At 65.3% G+C, this 23,354-nt stretch carries 19 protein-coding genes; 15 read left to right on the top strand and 4 right to left on the bottom strand.

From position 1 onward, the window contains the following. Window position 1: 1 nt before the first annotated feature. Window positions 2–1,669, top strand: a complete 1,668-nt coding sequence (locus tag ACHL_RS05945) for a PucR family transcriptional regulator (protein WP_015936398.1) — start codon at window positions 2–4, stop codon at window positions 1,667–1,669. A 21-nt stretch (window positions 1,670–1,690) separates the two neighbouring features. On the opposite strand, the gene ACHL_RS05940 is transcribed toward ACHL_RS05945, so the two are convergent. Next, window positions 1,691–2,485, bottom strand: a complete 795-nt coding sequence (locus tag ACHL_RS05940; RefSeq protein WP_043794531.1) for a nitrilase-related carbon-nitrogen hydrolase — start codon at window positions 2,483–2,485, stop codon at window positions 1,691–1,693. Window positions 2,486–2,690: 205 nt separating this feature from the next. Here ACHL_RS05940 and ACHL_RS05935 point away from each other — a divergent pair, with 205 nt between their 5' ends. From ACHL_RS05935 to ACHL_RS05920, 4 genes are all read left to right on the top strand, one after another. After that, window positions 2,691–3,881, top strand: coding sequence for an ROK family transcriptional regulator (locus tag ACHL_RS05935; protein WP_015936396.1), 1,191 nt, complete (start codon window positions 2,691–2,693; stop codon window positions 3,879–3,881). 131 nt (window positions 3,882–4,012) lie between these two features. Beyond that, window positions 4,013–5,575 (top strand): multiple monosaccharide ABC transporter ATP-binding protein, encoded by a 1,563-nt coding sequence (mmsA, locus tag ACHL_RS05930; RefSeq protein WP_015936395.1) that lies wholly within the window; start codon window positions 4,013–4,015, stop codon window positions 5,573–5,575. A gap of 43 nt (window positions 5,576–5,618) precedes the next feature. Further along, the gene (gene mmsB, locus ACHL_RS05925) at window positions 5,619–6,899 is read left to right on the top strand and encodes a multiple monosaccharide ABC transporter permease (RefSeq protein WP_015936394.1); all 1,281 of its coding nucleotides are present in this window, start codon (window positions 5,619–5,621) and stop codon (window positions 6,897–6,899) included. 51 nt (window positions 6,900–6,950) lie between these two features. Then, a complete protein-coding gene (locus ACHL_RS05920; protein ID WP_015936393.1) occupies window positions 6,951–8,048 on the top strand; it encodes a substrate-binding domain-containing protein in 1,098 nt (365 codons plus the stop codon). 80 nt (window positions 8,049–8,128) lie between these two features. Here the strand turns inward: ACHL_RS05920 and ACHL_RS05915 are convergent, their stop codons facing one another. Continuing rightward, entirely contained in the window at window positions 8,129–9,625 is a 1,497-nt protein-coding gene (locus ACHL_RS05915) for a pectate lyase family protein (RefSeq protein ID WP_015936392.1), read from the bottom strand. Window positions 9,626–9,868: 243 nt separating this feature from the next. On the opposite strand from ACHL_RS05915, the gene ACHL_RS05910 reads away from it, so the two are divergent. The 8 genes from ACHL_RS05910 (at window position 9,869) to ACHL_RS05880 (ending at window position 17,645) form a co-directional block, all read left to right on the top strand. Further along, window positions 9,869–11,323, top strand: a complete 1,455-nt coding sequence (locus ACHL_RS05910; RefSeq protein ID WP_015936391.1) for an ABC transporter permease — start codon at window positions 9,869–9,871, stop codon at window positions 11,321–11,323. Between the two features lie 2 nt (window positions 11,324–11,325). Beyond that, the gene (locus ACHL_RS05905) at window positions 11,326–12,033 is read left to right on the top strand and encodes an ABC transporter ATP-binding protein (protein ID WP_015936390.1); all 708 of its coding nucleotides are present in this window, start codon (window positions 11,326–11,328) and stop codon (window positions 12,031–12,033) included. Window positions 12,034–12,135: 102 nt separating this feature from the next. Further along, window positions 12,136–13,209, top strand: a complete 1,074-nt coding sequence (locus tag ACHL_RS05900) for a Gfo/Idh/MocA family protein (protein WP_015936389.1) — start codon at window positions 12,136–12,138, stop codon at window positions 13,207–13,209. Between the two features lie 213 nt (window positions 13,210–13,422). Continuing rightward, window positions 13,423–14,400: a hypothetical protein gene (locus ACHL_RS05895; RefSeq protein WP_015936388.1), complete on the top strand. Its 978-nt coding sequence runs from the start codon at window positions 13,423–13,425 to the stop codon at window positions 14,398–14,400. An 89-nt stretch (window positions 14,401–14,489) separates the two neighbouring features. Then, window positions 14,490–15,674: a hypothetical protein gene (locus ACHL_RS05890; protein WP_015936387.1), complete on the top strand. Its 1,185-nt coding sequence runs from the start codon at window positions 14,490–14,492 to the stop codon at window positions 15,672–15,674. 130 nt (window positions 15,675–15,804) lie between these two features. Then, window positions 15,805–15,933, top strand: a complete 129-nt coding sequence (locus tag ACHL_RS24820) for a hypothetical protein (protein WP_279625924.1) — start codon at window positions 15,805–15,807, stop codon at window positions 15,931–15,933. Between the two features lie 42 nt (window positions 15,934–15,975). Continuing rightward, entirely contained in the window at window positions 15,976–17,166 is a 1,191-nt protein-coding gene (locus ACHL_RS05885) for a serine/threonine-protein kinase (protein WP_015936386.1), read from the top strand. Continuing rightward, window positions 17,163–17,645 carry a hypothetical protein gene (locus tag ACHL_RS05880; protein WP_015936385.1) on the top strand — a complete coding sequence of 161 codons (483 nt, stop codon included), beginning with the start codon at window positions 17,163–17,165 and terminating at the stop codon, window positions 17,643–17,645. Before ACHL_RS05885 ends, ACHL_RS05880 begins: the two co-directional genes overlap by 4 nt. A 141-nt stretch (window positions 17,646–17,786) precedes the next feature. On the opposite strand, the gene ACHL_RS05875 is transcribed toward ACHL_RS05880, so the two are convergent. Further along, window positions 17,787–20,006: an NADP-dependent isocitrate dehydrogenase gene (locus ACHL_RS05875; protein ID WP_015936384.1), complete on the bottom strand. Its 2,220-nt coding sequence runs from the start codon at window positions 20,004–20,006 to the stop codon at window positions 17,787–17,789. 333 nt (window positions 20,007–20,339) lie between these two features. Here ACHL_RS05875 and ACHL_RS05870 point away from each other — a divergent pair, with 333 nt between their 5' ends. After that, entirely contained in the window at window positions 20,340–21,305 is a 966-nt protein-coding gene (locus ACHL_RS05870; protein ID WP_015936383.1) for a trypsin-like serine peptidase, read from the top strand. Further along, window positions 21,289–21,465, top strand: a complete 177-nt coding sequence (locus ACHL_RS24455) for a hypothetical protein (RefSeq protein ID WP_015936382.1) — start codon at window positions 21,289–21,291, stop codon at window positions 21,463–21,465. Before ACHL_RS05870 ends, ACHL_RS24455 begins: the two co-directional genes overlap by 17 nt. Before the next feature lie 69 nt (window positions 21,466–21,534). On the opposite strand, the gene purH is transcribed toward ACHL_RS24455, so the two are convergent. Then, a complete protein-coding gene (purH, locus tag ACHL_RS05865; RefSeq protein WP_015936381.1) occupies window positions 21,535–23,220 on the bottom strand; it encodes a bifunctional phosphoribosylaminoimidazolecarboxamide formyltransferase/IMP cyclohydrolase in 1,686 nt (561 codons plus the stop codon). Between the last annotated feature and the right edge of the window lie 134 nt (window positions 23,221–23,354).

The following is a 23,354-nucleotide window of genomic DNA, read 5'->3' as shown; positions in this document are numbered from 1 at the left end:
CATGAGACATATTGCACCACTTGCCGGGGAGACGCCGGACGCCGTTCCGGAGCAGGACGCGGTGACGCTGGGCCGATTCCTCGGAAAACTGCCCGCCGGTGTCACGGTGCTCCACGATGCCGGCAACGGCGGTGCGCCCCTCCGCTGGGTGGAGCCAAGCGAGCTCGGGGATCCCACTCCGTACCTCCTGGACGGCGAATTCGTCCTCACAGCGGGGCTGCCCTTCCTGCAGCCGGAGGCTGGGGGCGGACGCGGCGGCCAGGGGCACCCGGATACCTCCCGCCCGCAGGCGCCGAGAACGGTGGATCCGGCACTGGCTGACGAGTACGTCGCCCGGCTGGTTGCTGCGGGCGTGGCCGCCCTGGGCTTCGGGCTGGAGCCGTACTACGATGCCGTACCCGACGAGGTGGCCGATGCCTGCCGGCGCCGCGGCCTGACACTGGTGGAAGTCCCGGCCAGCATCCCCTTTGCCGCGCTTGGACTGGAGTTCTCCAAGCTGCTGGAATCAGGCAACGCCCAGGCGTTCCGCCAGCTGGCCGAAACGAACCGCCACCTCATGAGGGCCGTCCTCTCGGCGCGCCCCGAGCACGAACTGCTGGCGGCCCTGACGCAAAAAATCCCCGTATGGGCAGCCCTGTTCGGGCCGGACGGAAAGGTCCGCGCCAAGTCAGGAGCCGTCGTCGAACTTTCCACCGTGCAGCCACTGGTCAGGAAGCTGCTTGCCGGCAGCGGACCGCGGGTGGAAACCGAGGCGCTGCCCGGGCATGGCCAGGTGCTGGCTGTGGGCCACCCCCTGCGCAGCAGCAAGGACGCCACTCTCGGCGGGCTGGTCCTGGGCACCGCCACACCGCTTACGCCTGCACAGAACAGCGTGGTGTCCTCCGTGGTGGGACTGCTGGAGCTTCTTGTCCGGCAGCGGACCAGCGGTTCGCTGGCCCCCAGCCAGCTGGCTACGGCGGTATTGCTGCACCCGGAGAGCCTCGCCGGCGGCAGCACCCGGCAGCTGAACAGCCTCCGGGACCTGCTGGCCCAAAGCGTCTCGGGTACCCGGACCGGCCCCCTCAGGGTGGTCCAGGGCGTCCGGCTGGACGGCGCGGTAGCTGACGGGCCGGTCCGGGAGCTGCTTCAGTGGCGGAGGCTTTTCGACACGAAACTGGTGGAACTTACCGAGTTTGGTTTCGCCGCCATCACCCGGTTGAGGGTGGATGACCAGCTGGTGGCCGAGGTGGAGCGGCTCGGCTGGGGTTTGGTGGTTGGCGGAACAGCCGAACTCCCCGGCCTCCCGTCCGCGTACCGTACTACAAGTGCACTGCGCCCCCGCGTCGCAGCCACCGGCCGGACGGTGCGGGAAGAGGAGCAGGCGTGGACGGTGGCCGGGCTGCTCGGCGGCGGAGCCGGCAACATGCTTGCCAGCCGGCTGCTGGCACCGGTCGTGGCGTTGGAGCCGGAGCGCAGGGACAGCCAGCTGGGTCTGCTGCGCTCCTGGCTGGGTGCAAACGGCAACTGGGACGCAACCGCGAAGGACCTGGGGCTGCACCGCAACAGTGTCCGGCGCCAGGTCAACGCCCTGGCTGCGCTGCTGGACATGGATTTCAACCAGGCTGCCGTCCGGGCCGAACTATGGATTGCCCTCCAGTTCGTGGACTCCGCAAGCCCGCCTGGCACCTGAGCGCAACAGGGCGCTGGAGGGTCAAGTGCCCCAGCTGCGGTAGAGGTCAGGGCGGCGCTCCGCCAGATAGGGCACGCCGGCCCGCTCACGGCGGGGAGCGTCCGGGTCCAGTTCGGCGTACAGCAGCACCGGCGCCTCCCCTGCTGCGGCCAGCAGTTTTCCGTCCGGGCCGGCAATGACGCTTCCGCCGAGGAAACGGCAGCCGTCCTCCACTCCGGAATGGTTGGCGTACGCGATGGCCAGCTGGCTTTCCAGCGCACGCGCCCTGACCAGGACCTGCGGAACGTCATCGAACCCGTGCGCAAGGGCCGTTGGCACCAGGAGGAGTTCAGCGCCGCCGGCGGCGGCCGCGCGCACAGCTTCGGGGAACTCCACGTCGTAGCAGATCACCATGGAGGTGGGGATCCCTTGGAAATTGACGACGGCGGGCTGTTCCTCTGCGGGAACAAAAGCGGCACGTTCGTCAGGGCCGAAGAGATGGACCTTGCCGTAGCCGAGCAGCATGCTGCCGTCCGCGTCCAGCAGGGTTGCGCTGATCTGCCACTCCCCCTGCGGCATGATCCGCGGCAAGCTGTAGACAAGCCCGATGCCGTGGCTGCGGGCAATGCCGGCGAGCCGGCGGTGGAGGCCTGGCAGTTCGGCGGGATCCAGTCCGGCCCGGACCCGGCGGGGGGCGTAGCCCACCGGAAAGAGCTCAGGGGTCAGCAGCAGAGCAGCGCCTGCGGCCGCCGCGTCCCGCGCCGCACCGTCAATCACCGCGCAGTTCGCGTCAATATCAAGAACATCGGCGTTTGCCTGCAGGAGTGCCAGCAGCACTGTTCCCACCTTCCCTACTCCGGACAGGCCCCCGGCTGGAGTCCTTTGTCCAGCGTAGCCACCGCCGGGGACCGTGCTGCAGGACCATCTGCACCACAGCCGGGCGGCTGCGGGCCAATTGACCTGGCGGCTCCGTTCCAGTCACAGGATGACTCATGCGTTAACTTCTTGACTACAAGAGTGCAGATAGGGCAATGTTCTTAGCATGTCCGCCACCCCACGCTCAACGAGGAGCAAGCCCAAGAACCCCGGCTCGCAGTCTGCGCTTCGCCAGCTGAACCAGCAGCGGATCATCGAAAGCCTGATGGGCGGACCATCCACCCAGGCCGAGCTCGCCAGGCAGACCGGACTCTCCACCGCCACCGTCTCCAACATCGTCAAAATCATGCTGGACTCGGGGCTGGCGTCCACCGAACCCATCACCAGCTCCGGACGCCGGGCGCTGAATGTCCGGCTCAACAGCAATGGCGCAGTGGCCGTCGGCATCGACTTCGGCCGGCGGCACCTGCGGGTGGTGCTGGCCTCCCTGAGCTACCACGTAATCGCCGAAGAATCGGTCATGCTGCCGCTGGGCCACCAGGCCGAGGAAGGCATCCGGGCAGCGGTTGCCCTCCTCGCCAAACTCCTTGAGGAAAGCGGAACGGAACGCGCCTCGGTAGTGGGCGCCGGCGTCGGGATCCCCGGCCCCATCGACCGCCGCACCGGCACCGTGGCGCAAGGCGCCATCTTGCCCGAATGGGTGGGAATCAACATCCTCCAGCACTTGGAAGACACACTGAAAATCCCCGTATTCATTGATAACGACGCCAACCTGGGGGCCTGGTCCGAGGTCACGTGGGGCCAGCACACCGGCGTCAGTAACCTCATGTTCCTGAAGATCGGATCCGGCATCGGCGCAGGCCTCATACTCAACGGGGCCCCCTATTACGGGAACGTCGGAATTACCGGGGAAATCGGCCACGCCACCATCCACGAGCAAGGCCTGGTGTGCCGCTGCGGCAACCGGGGCTGCCTGGAAACCATCGCGTCCACCACCACCATGATTGAACTCCTGAGCCGGGGCGAGGACCGCCCATTAACCCCCGCGGACATCGTCCGGAAGGCGCTCAACAGGGACCCCGCCACCCTTCGCGTGGTGGATGACGCCGGCCTTTCTGTGGGCCGCGCACTTGGCAACGTGGCCAACCTGATCAACCCTGAAGTCATTGTGGTGGGCGGGCCCCTGGCGGGCCTGGGAGACCTGCTGCTGGACCCCATCAGGCGGGGCCTCGTGCGGCACGCCGTTCCCGTCATTGGCGAGACCACCACCCTCACCATGTCATCCCTTGGCGACCGCGCTGAGGCCCTCGGCGCAGCGGCGCTGGTCTTCCAACACGCGGGCATCCGCAAAATGTAGACCGTTTCGTTATCCGGCAATTGCGTTCAAGACTTGACGACAATAGCTGTGATCCAGTTTACTTTTGGATCAGACGGCCCTGCGCTTTGCCGGCCGGACAAAGAAGTCATTGCATTGGAGGGTTAGGGCAGATGACGTCCCAGACCACGCAAGCGGAGCCGATCATCCTCGAGATGCGGTCCATCACCAAAGAATTCCCCGGCGTTAAAGCCTTGGCCAACGTGAACCTGCGGGTAAAGGCAGGCGAAATCCACGCCATCTGCGGCGAAAACGGGGCTGGCAAGTCCACCCTGATGAAGGTCCTTTCGGGCGTTTACCCCTACGGCAGCTACGACGGCGACATCGTCTACCAGGGGCAGGTCCAGCAGTTCAAGGACATCCGGGCCAGCGAGCACGCCGGCATCGTGATCATCCACCAGGAACTGGCGCTGATTCCCGAGTTGTCCATCATGGAGAACATCTTCCTGGGCAACGAACCCACCAAGCGGGGCGTTATCGACTGGTCCGAGGCCCGGCTGCGCTCCCTGGACCTGCTGGCCCGCGTGGGCCTGCGCGAGGATCCGGACACCCCCATCAAGGAAATCGGCGTCGGCAAGCAGCAGCTCGTCGAAATCGCCAAGGCGCTGAACAAGTCGGTGAAGATCCTCATCCTGGACGAACCCACGGCGGCCCTGAACGAGTCCGACTCCCAGCACCTGCTGGACCTGATGAAAGGCCTGAAGGCCAAAGGCATCACCTCCATCATCATTTCCCACAAGCTCAACGAGATTGAGCAGATCGCCGATTCGATCACCATCATCCGCGACGGCAAGTCCATCGAGACGCTGAATGTAAAGGCGGACGGCGTGGACGAGGACCGGATCATCAAGGGCATGGTGGGCCGCACCCTGGAGTCCAGGTTCCCGGACCACACACCCAAGATCGGCGAAGTCTTCTTCGAGGTGAAGAACTGGACGGTGGGCCACCCCAACGTGCAGGACCGGCTGGTGTGCAAGAACTCCAGCTTCTTCGTGCGCCGGGGCGAGATCGTCGGGTTCGCCGGGCTGATGGGCGCTGGCCGCACCGAACTGGCCAGGTCCGTCTTCGGCCGGTCCTACGGGAGGTTCATCGACGGGCACGTATATAAGGACGGCAAGGAAGTCACGCTCAAGTCCGTGCGCCAGGCCATCGATGCCGGGCTGGGTTACGTGACGGAAGACCGCAAATCCCTGGGCCTGAACCTCCTGGATGACATCAAGACCACAACGGTGGCCGCCAACCTTCGTAAGATCAGCCGCCATTCCGTGGTGGACGCGAACCAGGAATTCACCGTCGCCGAGCAGTACCGCAAGTCCCTCCGCACCAAAACTCCGTCGGTGGAAGAAGGCGTGGCCAAGCTCTCCGGCGGCAACCAGCAAAAGGTGGTCCTGGCCAAATGGATGTTCACGGACCCCGACCTGCTGATCCTGGATGAACCTACCCGCGGCATCGACGTCGGAGCCAAGTACGAGATCTACGGCATCATCCAGCAACTGGCGAACCAGGGCAAGGGAGTGATTGTCATTTCCTCCGAGCTCCCCGAACTCCTGGGCCTGTCCGACCGCATCTACACCATCTTCGAAGGCACCGTCACCGGTGTCCTGGATAAAGACGAGGCCAGCCAGGAAAACCTGATGAAGCTGATGACCTCCAACCCCAACCGCAAAGCCGCCTGATCCCCTGGATCATCCCAGAAACTTCCGGACCCAAGGACTGACCATGAACGCCCTCAAAAAGCTGTTTGGCGGCAACACCCGCCAATTCGGCATGATCTTCGCCCTGGTGGCCCTGATCGTCTTCTTCCAGATCTTCACCGAAGGCCGGACGCTGACGCCCGGCAACGTCATCAACCTCTTCAACGGCAACTCCTACATCCTGATCCTTGCCATCGGCATGGTCCTGGTGATCATCGCCGGCCACATCGACCTTTCCGTCGGTTCGGTTGCGGCGTTCGTGGGTGTCACCGTTGCCCTGGCCATCCGCGACTGGGGCATCCCCTGGTGGGCGGGCGTCCTGCTCGGCCTGGTACTCGGCGCCGCCATCGGTGCCTGGCAAGGGTGGTGGACCGCCTATGTGGGGATCCCTGCCTTCATCGTCACGCTGGCCGGCATGCTCCTGTTCCGCGGCTTCAACCAGTTCGTGGGCAAGTCCAACACCATCCCCGTCCCCAACGATTTCCAGTACCTCGGTTCCGGCTACCTGCCGGAAGTAGGGCCTGACACCGGGTTCAACAACCTCACCCTGCTCCTTGGCATCGCCGCCGCGGCGTTCGTGGTCTGGGGAGAACTGCGCTCCAGGGCCCGCGCCAAGGCCCTGGGTGCCGAGGTTCCGGAAATGTGGGTCACGGCCCTGAAGCTGGTCCTGGTCTGCGGCGCCATCCTGTACGCCACCTACCTGTTCGCCACCGGCCGGCCCGGAACCTCGTTCCCCATCCCCGGCCTCATCCTGGCCGTCCTGGTGCTGCTCTACGGCTTCATCTCCTCCCGCACCATCCTGGGCCGCCACGTCTACGCCGTCGGCGGTAACCGGCACGCGGCCGAACTCTCCGGTGTGCAGTCCAAGAAGGTCAACTTCCTGGTGATGATGAACATGTCCATCCTGGCCGGCCTGGCCGGCATGATCTTCGTGGGCCGTTCCACGGCATCTGGCCCGTTCGACGGCGTGGGCTGGGAACTGGACGCCATCGCTGCAGTCTTCATCGGCGGCGCCGCGGTGACCGGCGGCGTGGGCACCGTGGTCGGGTCCATCATCGGTGGCCTGGTCATGGCCGTACTGAACAACGGCCTCCAGCTGCTCGGCGTCGGCGCCGACCTCACCCAGATCATCAAGGGCCTGGTGCTGCTGATCGCCGTCGCCTTCGACGTCTACAACAAGAGCCAGGGCAAGAAGTCCATCATCGGCCTGCTGACCAGGAACATGGGCCGGTCGAGTGGCCCCAGCAGCCCCACCCAGCCCGACGAAACCACCTCCACCAAGGAAGCGATCGCCAGGGAAGCCTGAGCGTTGCGACCGACTAGCGGTAATCCATCACAAAGAAAGAGAAAACCAACTATGCGAATGTTTGGTAAAGCAGGAAAGGCCGCAGCGGTAGCTGCCATCGCAGCACTGGCGCTGACGGGCTGCGGCCGCTCAGAAACCCCATCGGGCGGAGCGAGCGGCGGCGCCGGCGGGTTCGAACAGAACTCCTCCATCGGCGTCGCGCTTCCCCAGAAGACCAGTGAAAACTGGGTCCTCGCGGAGAAGCTGTTCAATGACGGCCTCAACGGCGCGGGCTTCAAGGCTGACGTCCAGTTCGCCAACGGCGGCGTGTCCGAGCAGCAGAACCAGATCAGCGCCATGGTCACCAAGGGTGCCAAGGTCATCATCGTCGGCGCCATCGACGGCTCCCAGCTGGGCACCCAGCTCAAGCAGGCCAAGGATGCCGGCGCCACCATCATTGCCTATGACCGGCTGCTGCTGAACACCGAGAACGTGGACTACTACGTGGCCTACGACAACTTCAAGGTTGGTGAATTGCAGGGCCAGGCGCTGCTGGACGGACTGAAGGCCAAGAAGCCCAATGGCCCGTACAACATCGAACTGTTCGCCGGCTCCCCCGATGATGCCAACGCCAAGGTCTTCTTCGACGGCGCCATGAGCGTCCTGAAGCCGAAGATCGATGACGGTACGCTGAAGGTGCTGTCCGGCCAGACGAACTTCGAACAGGCTGTCACCCAGGGTTGGAAGGCCGAGAACGCCCAGCGCCGCGCTGACACACTGCTGACCGGCAGCTACTCCAGCGCTTCCCTGGACGGCGTCCTCTCCCCCAACGACACCCTGGCCCGCGCAGTACTGACCTCCGTCAAAGCTGCCGGCAAGCCGCTCCCCGTGGTGACCGGCCAGGACTCCGAGGTTGAGTCGGTCAAGTCGATCATGGCCGGCGAGCAGTACTCCACCATCAACAAGGACACCCGCAAGCTCGTTGAGCACGCCATCACCATGGTGAAGGACCTCCAGGCCGGCAAGGACCTGGAGATCAACGACAAGGACTCCTACAACAACGGCGTCAAGACCGTTCCGGCCTACCTGCTGGAGCCGGTCATCGTCACCGCCGCCAACGTGAAGACCGCATACACGGACGATCCGGTACTCGGCCCGATCACCAAGTAACAGCTCCTTACGGCACAGCCCGGCTCCCATGTGGGGGCCGGGCTGTTTCCGTTTCCGACAGCCGTTGCAGGCGGAGTGCCTTACCGCTTAACTTTGAGCACTCCGGGTCCAGTGAACTTCAGCGCATGGTTCTTCACTGCCTGCGGGGTGCTGAAGGCTTTGTAACTGTAGACGTCGGAGGGGTCCCAGCCCACGTCGGTGGTGAAGTCCCAGCCCGTCCAGTCCGGGGCCTGAACTCCGCTGGCTTCCGCCTCTGCCAGTGCCTCCGCGCGGTTCTGCTCAAACGAGGCCCCGGCGATGGAGTTCAGGTCCGCGGGCTGCCCGTTGTACCAGGACCCGGTGTCGCTGAACCGGTTGCCGTTGTAGCTGCTGACCATGATGGACGGGTCAGCGCCGGGCCCCGTGAATTCGAAGGCATTGTGTTCGGAGAAGATCCGCGACTGGTAGCCGGCGCCGAGGAAGTAGCTGCTGCCGCCCTGGGCCTCGCTTACCAACGGGTAGTACGGATCGTCCGTGCTGCCGGAGAAGTAGTTGTTGACCACGTGGACCTGGCCAAACCGGACGCGGGGTGCGCGCTGCTGCAGGTTCTCGAAGTAGTTGCCGATGTAGCTGACGCGGAGCTTGCCGCCGTCCTTGTCAACGTGTTCGTCGCCGGAACCCAAGAGCATGGTCTTGTCATGGTTGGAGAGCCTGCTGTTGGAAATGGTCACGAAGTCTGTGCCGTCCTTCAGGTCAAGCAGGCCGTCGTGCCGGTTGGCCGGCTTGCCGTTGGGGCCCTTCGGAGCTTCGCTGTCCGGGAACCGGCCATCCGAAAGGCTGACATGGTCAATCCACAGGTGATCCGATGTCACCGAGGAGACGGCGTCGAACCGAGCGTTCCACGCGCCGTTGCCGTCATCCGGCGACCAGGTGCTGAAGAAGTCCACCGGTGCTTCCACGCTGAGGTTCCGCATCACCACATTCGTGGCGCTGAGAATCACAATGTTCGCGCCAACGAATCCGGAGCTGCCACCCAGGCCAACCAGTGTGGTGTTGCTGGGCAGGCTGACTTCGATCTGCCGCTTCATGTTATTGCTGCCGGTCTGCCGAAGCTGGCGCTGCTTTTTGCAGTACTCGAAAGTCTGGTCGCTCCAGACCTTGCCGCCAGGTCCAAAGCAGGAGATGTACTGGTTGATGTCGTAGCCCGGAGCGTAGTCCTGCTCTCCGAGGATCCGCCCGTCCGGAGTTTGGTTGCCGTCGATGGTGCCGTTCACGTAGATGATTTTCGGCGCTGTGGGTTGGCCGTTGTTGGCGAGCGCTGCCTTTAGATCGGCCAGAGTGCTCACCTCGTAGCGGTTTTCGGCCGAGGCATCTGCGCCGCCATTTGTTCCGCGTCCGACGGCGGCCCAACCGGTGGGTGCCGCATCTTCGGCTTTGATCACTCCTCCGCCGGTCGGGGCGGGGCCAGCGGTTGCGGGTGCAGTCACCGCAAGGCCCGCGGCGAGTGCCATTGCGGCAGCCGATGCTGCGATTCCGGCGGGACGCCGGAGCCTTCCGGAGGTGGGAATGCGTGCATTATCGCGTTTAGGGGACGTCATTGGCCTAATTTCCGGCATGCCACAGAGACCACATGCCTTGAGGGGTGCGGATGAATAGGTGGGAAGCCATTGCTGAGAAAGCGGTTTCCGAGCAACTGCTTAATTCTTACGCGCGTCATGACAAGGCTGTCAAGGGTTCTTCACAGGGCAAACACAGGTTCACCCAGATTCCTGCACAGCATGCGCGGCGAGGGTAGATCCGTCGCTGGCCTCCAGGGCCGGCACCCGAACCATAGGAGTAACGTGAGCGTCCTTGCCCGGAGTGTAGGCAATGCTTTCAGAAATAAGGTGCGCACTGCCGCCGTCGTCGCCGTACTGGCCGTTGCCATTGGACTGGCTCTGGCCATGCTGGTGGCCAACCAGGCCGTGGGAGCGAAAGTCCAAGAGCTCAATGCCTCCGTGGGCACGGTCCTGACCGTCAACCCCGCTGGCGGGCAAGGCTTCGAAGGCGGCGGCGAGCCGCTCACCACCGAGCAGGCAACCGCTGCAGCCGCCGTTCCCAACGTGAGCGCCGTCGTCGGGACCTCATCCCTCCGCCTCCGGAACGCCACGGAAGCTGCCGCCCAGGCGGCAGCGGGACAAACCGGCCAAGGTGGCCCTGGTGGGCAGGGCGGACCTGGCGGGCAGGCCGCGACAACGCTGACCACCAGCCTCACGGCGGCAGTGGACGCGGGAACCCTCGGCACCCGCAACCAGCAGTCAAATGGAACCACCGGATCCGCATCAACCACGCAACCCATGCGGTCGCTGCCCATCACGGCCACCGGCATTGGCGCCGAGGTGGATACCACCGGCAAGGCACTGAACATCACCGCTGGTGCGGGGCTGGGTGACTACACCGCCGAGTCCACGAACGCCCTCCTGGGCACCGCCCTGGCGGAAAAGAACAACCTCTCCGTCGGCTCCACCTTCACCATCAACGATCAGGCCTACACTGTGGCCGGCCTGTTCGATGCCGGAACCACGTTCGGCAACAATGCCGTCTACGTCACGCTCCCCACAGCCCAGGCCCTGGCCGGATTGCCGGATGAACTGTCCAGCATGATCGTTACGGTGGATTCCCTGGAGAACGTCGATTCCACCAAGACCGCACTGCAGGACACGCTCGGCACTGACAAGGCGGACGTCACCCAGGGACAAAACCTGGAGACCGCCGTCAGCTCCCTGGGCAGTGTCAAGAACATTTCCTTCATCGCCTTCGTCGCCGCCCTCGGCACCGCTGGCCTGATAATCCTGTTGATCATGGTGATGCTGGTCCGCGAGCGCCGCCGGGAAATCGGCGTCCTGAAAGCCATTGGCGCACCTAATCGCACTATCGGCCTGCAGTTCGTCCTTGAAGCCCTCGTCCTCGCGGCACTCGGCAGCGCCGTGGGCGCCGTCATCGCAGCGTTTGCCAGCAGCGGCATCGCGTCAGCCCTGATCAGCACCAACAGCACCAGCACGACGGCGGCAACCACCGCCGGGCGGGGCATGCCCGGCGGAGTCCCCGGAGGCGGAGCAGGCTTTCCGGGCGGAGGCCAGGGTGGGAATCCGTTCGGCGGCGCCTCCCAGCTGCTCACATCCGTCACTGCCAGCGCCTCCCCTGAAGTCATCGCGGCCGGCATAGCCGCTGTGTTCGGCGTCGCGATCATTGGCGCACTGGTTCCCGCGCTGCTCACCGCACGCATCCGTCCCATCGAAGTCCTGCGAGGAGAATAGCCATGATTGAAGTCAAAAACCTGGTCCGCACTTTCAACTCCGGTGACCGCACCATCAAGCCGGTCAACGATGTCAGCTTCGTCCTCGAGCAGGGCACGCTTGCCTCGATCGTCGGAAAGAGCGGAAGCGGGAAGAGCACACTGCTCTCCCTCCTGGGTGCGCTGGACAAGCCCACCAGCGGAGACGTCGTCGTCAACGGCGTAAGCCTGGCGGGGATGCCGGACGCCAAACTGACCGAGTACCGCCGGCGGGACATCGGCTTCGTCTTCCAGCAGTTCAACCTGATCCCCAACCTCTCCGCGGTGGACAACGTCATGCTGCCCATGGAGTTCGCGGGGATGCGCAAGGCAGCCCGCCAGCGCCGTGCCAAGGATCTGTTGGAACAGGTCCAGCTGGTTCCGGACAAACACGACCGGCGCATCAACCGGCTTTCGGGCGGCGAGCAGCAGCGCGTCGCCATTGCCCGGGCCCTGGCCAACGAGCCCAAGCTGATCCTGGCCGATGAGCCCACGGGCAACCTGGACGAGCAGACCGGGGACCACATCATCTCGCTCCTCAGCGCCCTCAGCCGCGACCACAACACCACCATCCTGGTGGTGACCCATGACCGTGCACTGGCCAACAAGACCGACCGCAGGTTCCGTCTGCAGCAGGGAAAGCTGACGGAGGAACCGGCGCACCACCGGGCCCCGCTTCCGGTGACGGCCTAGCAGCGATGGGGAGGGCCGGCGTCGCGCCTTCCCCATCACCCTCCCGGCACCCACGGGCACCAATCCCCCTGCACCCCTTCAGTCCTGTGGCAGGATGACTGAATGACCGCCCCCATTGCCACACCATGGTTGTCCAGCCAGGCCGACACGGACCCCCGCTCGGCCACCGGAGCGCCCCTCCGCTGGGGAATCATCGCCACCGGTGGCATCGCCAAATCCGTGGCGCAGGACCTGATCCTGCTGGCAGATGCCGAACTGCACGCCGTCAGCTCACGGGGGCAAGCGACGGCGGACGCTTTCGCTGCCGCCTACGGCGTGGGTAAAGCGTACGGAGACCACGACGGCGTGCACGGCTACCAGCGCCTGCTCGCCGATGACGCAGTGGACGTCGTCTACGTCGCCACCCCTCATGCGCAGCACCATGAGATCGTCCTGGCTGCACTTCAGGCGGGAAAGCACGTCCTGTGCGAGAAGGCCTTCACCATCAACGCCAGGGAAGCGGCCGAACTGATCGAAGCTGCCCGCAGCCGCAATCTGTTCCTGATGGAGGCGGTCTGGAGCCGCTTCCTGCCCGGCATGCAGCGTGCCTTTGAAATTGCCGCATCCGGTGAATTGGGCGACATCCACTGGGTCACCGCCGATTTGGGTTTCCCCGCACCGTACTCCCCCACTGCCCGGCTGTGGGCACGGCAGGACGGCGGCGGGGCGCTGCTCGACCTCACCGTCTACCCCCTGCTCTGGGCGCTGGGAACGCTCGGGTTTCCCCAAACAGTGAGCGCCACGGGGCATGTGAACGACGACGGCGTGGATGCCCAGAACGCCCTGACGCTCGGCTACCACCACGGCGCCCAGGTCCAACTCACCTCATCGCTTTTGGCACACGGACCGCGCACGGCAACCGTCGCCGGAAGCCGCGGCTTCCTCCAAAGTGCCGGATCGATCAACAACCCCCGCGAGCTGACTGTGGCCACAGGGTGGGACGAGCGGCGGACTGAAACGTTCGACGTCGTAGGCAAGGGCTACACCTACGAACTGCGCGAAGTGACCCGCTGCATCCAGCAGGGCATAGCGGAAAGTCCGGTGATGCCGCTGGAGGATTCGTTGAATACGATGCGCCTCTTTGACGGCGTACGGGCCCAGCTGGGCGTCAGCTACCCGAATGACAGGCATCGCTGAAGTGCCGGCGATTCGAAAATTACGTCGTCATTGACGTGACAGTATCGGCCGAGAATTGCGACGCTTTATAGCAGGCGGCATCAATCTCTGTCACATTCTTTTAATTGGCCCCTAGACGTTCGACGATAAGCAGTCTTAGGATTCTGCCATCGTCGTTTTCTCACGGTACTGGGGGTGGTACTCATGGCTGATGCACATTCGCCGTGGAGTGCCATGCGTACCCTGTTGCTTGCCGGAGCCGCGGCCATCGGCTGGTTGACGTTGTCATCCACCGCGGCGTCTGCCGACACCCTTTCTGAGACTTCTTCCCTCCTGGGCGGGGTGACGACCTCCGTGGCGTCGTCCGCTTCGTCGGTGGCAGGCAAGGTGGCCGGCACTGTTCCAACGGATTCGCAGACCTCGACTACCGCTGTAACTCCGGCCCCCGCTCCTGTCCCCGCCCGGCCGTCCGGACTGCTGCAGCCGGTGGCCAGCCAGCTTTTGGTTGTGGCGGACAACCTGGTTTCTTCAGTACCCGTAGTGAGCCAAGTGGTTCCAGCAGGCACGGTGTCTGCCGTTGCAGTGCCCATCGTTGAGGCCGCGGACAGGACTACTGCGGCCCTCGTTGAAGCTGCCGTTCCGCCGGTCGCGGAGGCCGTCCCCGTGCTTGAACCGGTGCTGGTCCCGGTGTCGGGCCTCGTGACCGGCTCCGACCCGCTTCCGCTTCCGCTTCCCGATCTCTCCGGAACCGTGCCGCTGGACGAACTGCCGGCCTCCGAACCGGTACCGGCAGCGGGCAACGGTGTGGTTGAGCCCGCGCAGGGTGCCGCCGTTGCAGTGGAGTCAGAAACGTTCGGCGCTGCCGGACCGGCCCGGATAGCTGCGGTGAACATCGAGGCGCCGGCTTTATCCGCCATTCCGGGCTTTGGTTCGGCGTTCCTTGCTGAAACGGCCGGTATCGAGCCTGCTGCGCACCACTCGGGTGGCGGCGAGCCGGCCACTGATAACCCCGTGCAGCAGCCGGCTCAGTCCCCTGCTGTTCCGGGCACCGGCACTGGCAGTGGTGGGCCTGCTTCCCCCGCCTTCGGTTCCGCCGCCTGGCTGAGCGCCTACGACTTTGATCATCTCCTCTCCCGCGCCGTCCTGGCCCGGGATGACCGTGAGCATACCCCCGCGCCGGTGTCCTTCGACCCCGGTTCTTCGCCTGACTAGTTGAGTCCCGGCTGCCCTTTCGCGGCAGCACGCGGCCACATGGGCAGCTGCATCAGCGCCCTTCTTCAACTTCTTCAGGAGAAACCATCATGAGTTCCAACCTTCGCAGGGGGCTGCTTGGCACCCTCTTTGCCGGTGGACTGCTGGCATTCGGCTGCACTGCAGCGAACGCGGCAGACACCACCAACACCACCGGATCGGATCTTTCCGCATCCGCCTTGATCTCGGCGGCGGCGTCCGCTGATACGACGTCGTTGGGCCTGCTGGGTGACCCAACGCCGTCCGACTCAACGGGCGTCGCCACCGTAGTGGACGTTGCACTGAACGCCGGAGACAACACCACTGAAGCTGGCAGCGGGCTTGCTGCGGCCGGCGAAGTCGGCCTGGGCCTCGGGAGCGGCAGCACCGCTCCCGAGGCCACGGCGGCCGATGTAGCTGTCGCCGCAGATGTTGTTGCGGACGTCAGCGGCGTCACCGGCACCAACAGTGCCACCAACGACGGCGTAGCCGCCGTCGTCGATGCGGACGTGAACCTTGGCCTCGGCAACACCGCAACCACGGACGGCAACACAGCTGATGTGGCCGTCGCCGCAGATGCTGTTGTGGACCTCGGCGGCGTCACCGGAACCAACGACGGCCTCACCACCGTCGTCGAAGCAGACGCCAACCTCGGCCTCGGCAACACCGGAACGACGGACGGCAACACCGCTGACGTTGCTCTTGATGCCGACGCAACCGTGGACCTCGGCGGCGTCACCGGCACCAACGGTGCCAACGACGGCCTCACCGCCAGCGTCGATGCGGACGCGAACCTTGGCCTCGGCAACACCGGTGGAGTGGATGCCGGTATTGACCTGGGAGTGGACCTTGGCATCGGTGCGGAGACGCCGGGCGCTGAGAACCCCGGCACCGGTACACCCGGCACGGAGAACCCCGGCGACGGCGATACGGGCGGCGTTGGCACCGTGGATCCCGGAACAAGCACCCCGGGGACTGAAAACCCCGGCAACGGCGCAGGTCCCGGCAACGGTATGGACAACGGCGCCGGCATCACGGGTACAGTCACGGCCGGAACCAACCCCATCTCCGCAGCTCCCGCCGGTTCAACAGCAGTCAGTGGCGTCATCACTGCCGACACCGCACCGCGAAGCGCTCCCGCCCGCGGAGGTGCGGCCGCCTTGGCCAACACCGGCCTGGACGGCTCCCTCGTCCCGCTGGCCCTGCTGCTCCTGGCCGCCGGGGTCCTGGTGCTCCGCAAGCGCAGGACTTCCTGATAGACGCTCCTGCGCTGCATTCCCCCTGAACCAAGAGGGAAAGCGTCCGTGAATCGCGCCCGAAGCGGCAGCACTCCACGGGCCGCGGGGAAGGAGGACCAAGACACAGCAACAGAAAATGACTCAAAACATGTCATCAGCACACATGTCCTTGTGGCCGATGGTCTGGCGGCGGATGCTGGAGTTCCGCCGCCAGACCCTCGGCGTGTGCGCCGCGAAGCCCGAGGTCAATCGCCGGGCCGCCCCTCCGCCGGTATGATTTGAGTACGACATTGCCGCATCGCACCGGGAGGGACGGGACATGGTGGCGGAATCGCCCAGCTCCACCACGAACGAGATTGTCGGCGGTCGCTACCGGTTGAATGAGGTCATCGGCCGCGGGGGAATGTCTTCTGTGTACAGCGCCCGGGACGAGAACCTGGGCCGGGACGTGGCCCTTAAGCTCTTCGCCCCGCAGGCCCCGGACACCGAAGAACTGAAACGCCAGGAAGCGGAAATCAAGCTTCTGGCCACCTTGAATCATCCCGGCCTCGTCACGCTTTTCGATGCCGGCATCGATACCCGGATCCCGGACGAGCCACGGCCGTTCCTCACCATGGAGCTCGTGGAGGGCCAGGACCTCCGCGGCCGCATCCGCCACAGCCGTGTCCCGCTGGAAGAACTGGCAGTCATCGGCGCCGGAATCGCAGACGCCTTGGCCTACGTCCATGGGCTGGGCGTGATCCACCGCGACATCAAACCCGCCAATATCCTGCTGGTCCAGATCCGCCCCGGCGAACCCCTCCGCCCCAAGCTCACCGACTTCGGAATTGCGCGGATCGCTGACTCCACCCGTCTGACCACCACCGGAACCATGGTGGGCACTGCCGCCTACCTCAGCCCCGAACAGGCGCTGGGCCAGCCGCTCTCCGCCGCCACGGACATCTATTCGTTCGGCCTGGTGCTGATTGAATGCATCAAGGGCACTGTCGAATACCCCGGCGGCGCCGTGGAGTCCGCCGTCGCCCGGCTGCACCGGGCACCCGAAATCCCTGACGACCTCCCCACCGAGTGGGCGCAGCTCCTCCGCTCGATGACCGCCATCGAACCGCTGGAACGCCCGTCCGCCGCGGACATCGAGACCGCACTGCGCCAGGCCCTCGTCTCACCCGCCTCCACACCCGGCGAACTGGCACCCGAAACCACGCGGGTACTGCCGGCCATGCCGTTCCACCCGCCGTCGATCACCGCTGAAGAGTCCGTGGACGAACTCCGGGAAGCGGCAGCGTCGCCCCAAACCCGCGAACCTGAGGCCAGGAACCTCCATCCGCAGGCCCGCACCAAGCGATTCTGGCTCGGCGTGATCCTCACGCTCATTGTGGTGGCGGCTGCGGTGGCCGCGGTGATCCTGCCCCTCTCCACCCAGTCTCCGGCCGACGTCGTGCCGTATCCCACGGTCACCGGGGAACTCGGCGATCACTTGAAGGAATTGCAGAAGAGCGTTGACCCGTGACCGGTGGAAAGCACGGGGCGCTGGCCGCCCGCTGGTCCGCGGCGCTGCTGGCCGCCGGATTGCTCGCCGGCTGCGGGACCGGCGAAACGGGACTCCAGCGCGATGCCGCCAGGCAGTTGCAGGCACGGGTGCTTGAGGTAACGCAGGCGTCAGCGCAGAACGATCCCGCCACCGCCCTCAGGGCGCTGGAAGGCCTCGAAGCCGAACTCGGGAACGCGCAATCGAAGGGCGGCATCTCTGACGAACGCCGCCGCAGCATTACCACCATTGCCGCCGCAGTCCGCGCCGACCTGACCGACGCCATCGCCAAGACCGAACAGGCTAAAGCCCGCGCCGAAGAGGAAGCCCGGCAGGCGGCCGAACAAGCGGCCCAGCAAACCCCGCCCGCCCAGGAAGCCCCCGCGCCGTCAACCGTGCAGCCCTCAGGTGAGAACACCGGAAAGAAGGACAACCAGGGCAAGGGCAAAGGCAGCGGATAGCGGCCCACCGACGCAGCGTACGACGCCGGAAGGGACGTTTTGCGCTGATCTCCACTTTGTAAGCGGCACAAGAAAGAGGCGGTGCCCCGGAACAGGTCCGGGGCACCGCCTCTTTAGTGAGACTGCCGCAGCAGCCTTCCGCTAGCTCAGGCTGTCGATGACCTTGTTCAGGGTCGCGGACGGCCGCATGACTGCAGAGGCCTTGGCGTCCTCGGGGTGGTAGTAGCCTCCAACGTCCACGGGCGAGCCCTGGACCGCGGCCAGCTCACCAACGATGGCTTCCTCCTGGGAGGAAAGTTCGGTGGCGACGGCGCCGAATGCGGCGGCCAGGTCGGCGTCGTCCGTCTGCTTGGCCAGTTCCTCGGCCCAGTAGCGGGCCAGGAAGTAGTGGCTGCCGCGGTTGTCCAGTTCGCCGGCGCGGCGGCTCGGGGACTTGTTCTCCAGCAGGAACGTGCCGGTGGCGCGGTCCAGCGTGTCGGCCAGGACCTGGGCGCGGGCGTTGCCGGTGGTGGTGGCCAGGTGCTCGAAGCTGACGGCCAGGGCCAGGAATTCGCCCAGGCTGTCCCAGCGGAGGTGGTTCTCCTTCAGCAGCTGTTGGACGTGCTTCGGGGCGGAACCGCCGGCGCCGGTCTCGAAGAGTCCGCCACCGTTCATCAGCGGCACCACGGAGAGCATCTTGGCGCTGGTGCCCAGTTCCAGGATGGGGAAGAGGTCCGTGAGGTAATCGCGGAGGACGTTGCCGGTGACGGAGATGGTGTCTTCGCCCTTGCGGATCCGCTCCAGGGTGAACGCGGTGGCCTTGACCGGGGACAGGATCTGGAGGTCCAGGCCCTCGATGTCGTGGTCCTTCAGGTATTCGTTGACCTTGGCGATGAGGTTGGCGTCGTGGGCGCGCTCCTCGTCCAGCCAGAACACGGCGGGCGTCTGGGAGGCGCGGGCACGGGTGACGGCCAGCTTTACCCAGTCGCGGATGGGGGCGTCCTTGGTCTGGCAGGCGCGCCAGATGTCGCCCTCGGAGACTTCGTGTTCGATCAGCACGTTGCCGGTTCCGTCAACCACCTGAACGGTGCCGGTTTCCTGGATTTCGAAGGTCTTGTCGTGGCTGCCGTATTCTTCGGCTGCCTGTGCCATGAGGCCCACGTTGGGGACGGTGCCCATGGTAGTGGGGTCGTAGGCGCCGTTGGCGCGGCAGTCATCGATGACCACCTGGTAGATGCCGGCGTAGGAGCTGTCCGGCAGGACCGCCAGGGTGTCGGCTTCCTTGCCGTCCGGGCCCCACATGTGGCCGGAGCTGCGGATCATGGCCGGCATGGAGGCGTCCACGATCACGTCGGACGGGACGTTCAGGGTGGTGATCCCCTTGTCCGAGTCCACCATGGCCAGGGCGGGGCCGTCTTCGAGGCCCTTCTTGATGAGGTTCTGGACGCCGTCGCGGACGTCCGCCGGCAGGTCCTCGAGGCTGCTGAGGATGGCGGCAAGGCCGTTGTTGGGGCTGATGCCGGCGGCGGCGAGCTGCTTGCCGTAGGTGTCGAAGAGCTCGGAGAAGTAGGCCTTGACCACGTGGCCGAAGATGATGGGGTCCGAAACCTTCATCATGGTGGCCTTGAGGTGTGCGGAGAACAGCACGCCCTCTTCCTTGGCGCGGGCAACCTGGTCCTTGAGGAACTCGTCCAGGGCTGCGGCGCGCATGACGGTTCCGTCGATGACCTCGCCGGCCAGAACCGGGAAGGCCTTCTTGAGGACCTTCACCGAGCCGTCTTCACGGACCAGCTGGATGGCGATGGTGCCTTCCGATTCGATAACTACGGACTTCTCGTTGGAGCGGAAGTCGTTCTGGCCCATGGTGGCCACGTTGGTCTTGGAATCAGCGGTCCAGGCACCCATGGAGTGCGGGTTCTGGCGCGCGTAGTTCTTCACGGACAGCGGAGCGCGGCGGTCCGAGTTGCCTTCGCGCAGGACCGGGTTCACGGCGGAGCCCTTGATCTTGTCGTAGCGCGAGCGGACAGCGGTCTCTTCATCCGAGGAGGGGTTGTCCGGGTAGTCCGGCAGTGCGTAGCCCTGGCCCTGCAGCTCTGCAATGGCGGCCTTCAGCTGCGGGATGGACGCGCTGATGTTGGGCAGCTTGATGATGTTGGCTTCCGGCGTCTTCGCCAGCTCACCCAGTTCAGCGAGGGCGTCACCGGTCTGCTGCTCGGGGGTGAGGTAATCGCCGAACACAGCGATGATGCGGCCGGCGAGCGAGATGTCGCGGGTCTCCACCTCCACACCTGCTGTCGAAGCGAACGCCTCGATGATCGGCAGGAACGAATAGGTAGCCAGCATCGGCGCTTCGTCGGTGTGGGTGTAGATAATCTTGGACATGCGCGGGCGTCTCCCTGAAGGTCGGCTTGGTTGTGAAACCTTTGTCTATTTCACCAAGTACAACTTACCCGAGGACACCGGTTTGAACCCTACCGGGGGCGCTGGATGACCCCGCCGTGAGCAGGATTACAGCGATAGAGAAGCGTACGACGGCGGCACCCGCCCGGGTGCCCCACCCCGCCCGGCGCCGGGCTCCTGACCTGCGGCTCCACAGCCCCCTATCCGCTGCAGGGTAAGTCACTCCTGTTTACTTATATGTGACGTGCGCGATAAATTCTTGAAGTCGATCCGCGCCCTCTCCCCCGGGGCATTTTCCGTTCAGACAGGACAACAATGACACGCACCCGGTCCCTGGCTTCCGGCTTCCTGAGCTTCTCCGCCGCAGCCGTTCTGGCTCTGACCACCGCCGGCGGCGCCTCCGCCGCGCCGGCCTCCCCATCGCCCTCAGACGAGAAGGCCGTTCCCTCCATCGTGCGCCTGGCCGCGAACAGTGCCGGGGCCGCCGACTACTGGACGGCCGAGCGAATGCAGAAGGCACTCCCCGGTGATGTCCTTGCGGCAAAGGCCATCGACCGCGGAAACAACGCCAACCCGGCGTCCGTGGAACGTGGCAAGAACGCCAAAGTTAAGGCAAGCAAAGGCAAAGCCACAAGCACCACGTCCGTAGACCACATCGGCAAGGTGTTCTTCAGCATGGGCGGCGCCAACTATGTGTGCTCCGGCAACGCCGTGACCTCCGAAAACAAGAGCACTGTGTCCACAGCTGGGCATTGCGTGATTGGTGGACCCGGCCAGGAAGCCACGAACTTTACGTTCGTTCCCGCCTACGACAACGGCAAGGCACCGTACGGCAAGTGGACCGCAAGGGATCTCTTCACGACTGAGGAGTGGAGTTCCTCCGGCAACATCGCCTACGACACCGCCTTCGCTGTCATGGACCCCCTCAACGGCGAATTGCTCACCGACGTTGTGGGCGGTTCCGGTGTGGCCTTCAACCAGGAACGTGGACTGTTCTACACGTCCTTCGGGTACCCGGCGGACAAACCGTTCACCGGCCTGACCCTCAAGAGCTGCGCCGGGACGGCCAGCCCCGACACCATCAACCCCGCCTTCGGCACCCAAGGCATTCCCTGCGACATGACCAGCGGCTCCTCCGGCGGCCCGTGGTTCATCGGGTCCGGCTCCGGCGGCCTGCAGAACTCGATCAACAGCTACGGCTACAGCGGCTCCAAGGTCATGTACGGACCCTACTGGGGCGAGGCCATCGAAAGCGTATACAACGATGCCTCAGAGTCCTAGCAAAGAACCGAGAGAAGGCGTTGCCCACATCGAGGTGACCGAGACGCACGAGGAAATCCTCGAGTACTGGACCGATAAACGGATGGCGGAGGCCAAGCCCCGGGAACTGGTGCTGCAGCCGGAACCGGAAGAGGCTCCGCAGCCGGACGCCCGGGACTAAGGAAACAACGATCGACGGCGCCCGTCCCCTGCAAAGGGAACGGGCGCCGTCGTTCGTTTAAGCAGCCGCTCAGTGGAAGAAGTGGCGCGCTCCGGTGAAGTACATGGAGATGCCGGCGGCGTTGGCCGCAGCGATGACTTCCTCGTCCCGGACGGATCCGCCGGGCTGCACGACGGCGCGGACGCCGGCGTCGATCAGGATCTGCAGTCCGTCAGCGAACGGGAAGAAGGCATCCGATGCTGCCACGGCGCCCTGGGCACGCTGCGGTGCGCCGGCACCGCTGGCGTTCGTGGCACCGCCGGCGCCATCGACGTCGGACTCCACCTGGAGGCCCAGCGTGTTGGCGCGTTCCACGGCCAGCTTGCAGGAATCGAGGCGGTTGACCTGGCCCATGCCGATGCCCACAGCTGCACCGTTGTCCGCGAGGAGGATGGCGTTGGACTTTGCTGCACGGCAGGCGGTCCAGGCGAAGGCGAGGTCCGCGAGGGTCTTCTCATCGGCGGCTTCGCCCGCGGCCAGCGTCCAGTTGGCGGGGTTGTCGCCGTCGGCGTCCACCTTGTCGCTGACCTGGACCAGCATGCCGCCGGAAACCTGGCGGAACTCCGTGGGGTAGCGGCCGTAGCCCTCAGGCAGGGAAAGCAGCCGGATGTTCTTCTTCTTGGAGAGGATCTCCACGGCCTCGGGCTCGAAACCGGGCGCGATGACAACCTCGGTGAAGATGTCCTTGACGGTGTTGGCCATGGCCGCCGTGACCGGACGGTTGGCTGCGATAACTCCGCCGAACGCGGACACGGGGTCGCAGGCGTGGGCCTTGGCGTGGGCGTCGGCGATGGGGTCCGCGGCGCCTGCCGAGCCGACGGCAACGCCGCACGGGTTGGCGTGCTTGATGATGGCCACGGCCGGCTCACTGAAATCGAAGGCGGCGCGGAGGGCGGCGTCGGCATCAACGAAATTGTTGTAGCTCATGGCCTTGCCGTGCAGCTGGTCTGCCTGGGCGATGCCCACCGGGGCGGCCTTGTCCACGTAGAGCGCCGCCTGCTGATGCGGGTTCTCGCCGTAACGCAGCACTTCAGAGCGTTCCAGGGACATGCCGGCGTAGGCAGGCCAGTCGATGATGCCGTCGCCGTCTTCGTCCAGGAACTGGCTGGCAGTCCAAGTGGCCACGGCGTTGTCGTAGGAGGCCGTGTGCGCGAACGCCTTGGCCGCGAGGCGGCGGCGGGTCTTCAGGTCGAAACCGCCTTCAGCGGCTGCGGTGACTACCTGACCGTAGAAGGACGGGTCCACCACGATGGCGACGGCGGCATGGTTCTTCGCGGCCGAGCGCACCATGGCGGGGCCTCCGATGTCGATCTGCTCAACGACGTCGTCCTGCGCGGCACCGGACTTGACGGTCTCCACGAACGGGTAGAGGTTCACCACCACCAGGTCGAAGGCCTCGATGTCCATGCTTTCGAGCGTCTCCATGTGGGCGGGGACGCGGCGGTCCGCCAGGATGCCGCCGTGGACGCGGGGGTGCAGCGTCTTGACGCGGCCGTCCAGCATCTCCGGGGAACCGGTGACTTCCTCAACCTCCTGCACCGGGATGCCCGCTGCAGCGATCTTCTTCGCGGTGGAACCGGTGGAGACCAGCTTCACACCCGCTGCGTGCAGGCCTGTGGCGAGCTCCTCCAAGCCGGTCTTGTCGTAAACCGAGATCAGGGCCCGGCGGATGGGTACACGGTCAATGGATACGCGCTCATGCTGCGTGAAGCTCACAAATGTCTCCGTCTTATCTCGCGGTTCAGTGCCGCGGTTGGTGGGGATAGGGCCAGTTTATCGCGTAGCGCACGTTGCCCCGAGTGTCCGCCGGAGTGTGAACGCCGGTGGGCGGGGCTAAAGTTTCAGGAGGA

The sequence above is a fragment of the Pseudarthrobacter chlorophenolicus A6 genome (assembly GCF_000022025.1).
GTDB lineage: Bacteria > Actinomycetota > Actinomycetes > Actinomycetales > Micrococcaceae > Arthrobacter > Arthrobacter chlorophenolicus.
The sequence above is the reverse complement of the archived record's forward strand: the minus strand, read 5'-3'. Positions and strand labels throughout refer to the sequence as shown.

Coding starts and splice junctions, on each gene's coding strand:
- ACHL_RS05935 (WP_015936396.1), top strand. CDS start 2,691: ATGTCCGCCACCCCACGCTCAACGAGGAGCAAGCCCAAGAACCCCGGC.
- mmsA (WP_015936395.1), top strand. CDS start 4,013: ATGACGTCCCAGACCACGCAAGCGGAGCCGATCATCCTCGAGATGCGG.
- ACHL_RS05920 (WP_015936393.1), top strand. CDS start 6,951: ATGCGAATGTTTGGTAAAGCAGGAAAGGCCGCAGCGGTAGCTGCCATC.
- ACHL_RS05915 (WP_015936392.1), bottom strand. CDS start 9,625: ATGACGTCCCCTAAACGCGATAATGCACGCATTCCCACCTCCGGAAGG.
- ACHL_RS05875 (WP_015936384.1), bottom strand. CDS start 20,006: ATGTCCAAGATTATCTACACCCACACCGACGAAGCGCCGATGCTGGCT.
- ACHL_RS05870 (WP_015936383.1), top strand. CDS start 20,340: ATGACACGCACCCGGTCCCTGGCTTCCGGCTTCCTGAGCTTCTCCGCC.
- ACHL_RS05905 (WP_015936390.1), top strand. CDS start 11,326: ATGATTGAAGTCAAAAACCTGGTCCGCACTTTCAACTCCGGTGACCGC.
- ACHL_RS24820 (WP_279625924.1), top strand. CDS start 15,805: ATGTCATCAGCACACATGTCCTTGTGGCCGATGGTCTGGCGGCGGATG.
- ACHL_RS05885 (WP_015936386.1), top strand. CDS start 15,976: ATGGTGGCGGAATCGCCCAGCTCCACCACGAACGAGATTGTCGGCGGT.
- ACHL_RS05900 (WP_015936389.1), top strand. CDS start 12,136: ATGACCGCCCCCATTGCCACACCATGGTTGTCCAGCCAGGCCGACACG.
- mmsB (WP_015936394.1), top strand. CDS start 5,619: ATGAACGCCCTCAAAAAGCTGTTTGGCGGCAACACCCGCCAATTCGGC.
- ACHL_RS24455 (WP_015936382.1), top strand. CDS start 21,289: ATGCCTCAGAGTCCTAGCAAAGAACCGAGAGAAGGCGTTGCCCACATC.
- ACHL_RS05895 (WP_015936388.1), top strand. CDS start 13,423: ATGCGTACCCTGTTGCTTGCCGGAGCCGCGGCCATCGGCTGGTTGACG.
- ACHL_RS05945 (WP_015936398.1), top strand. CDS start 2: ATGAGACATATTGCACCACTTGCCGGGGAGACGCCGGACGCCGTTCCG.
- ACHL_RS05890 (WP_015936387.1), top strand. CDS start 14,490: ATGAGTTCCAACCTTCGCAGGGGGCTGCTTGGCACCCTCTTTGCCGGT.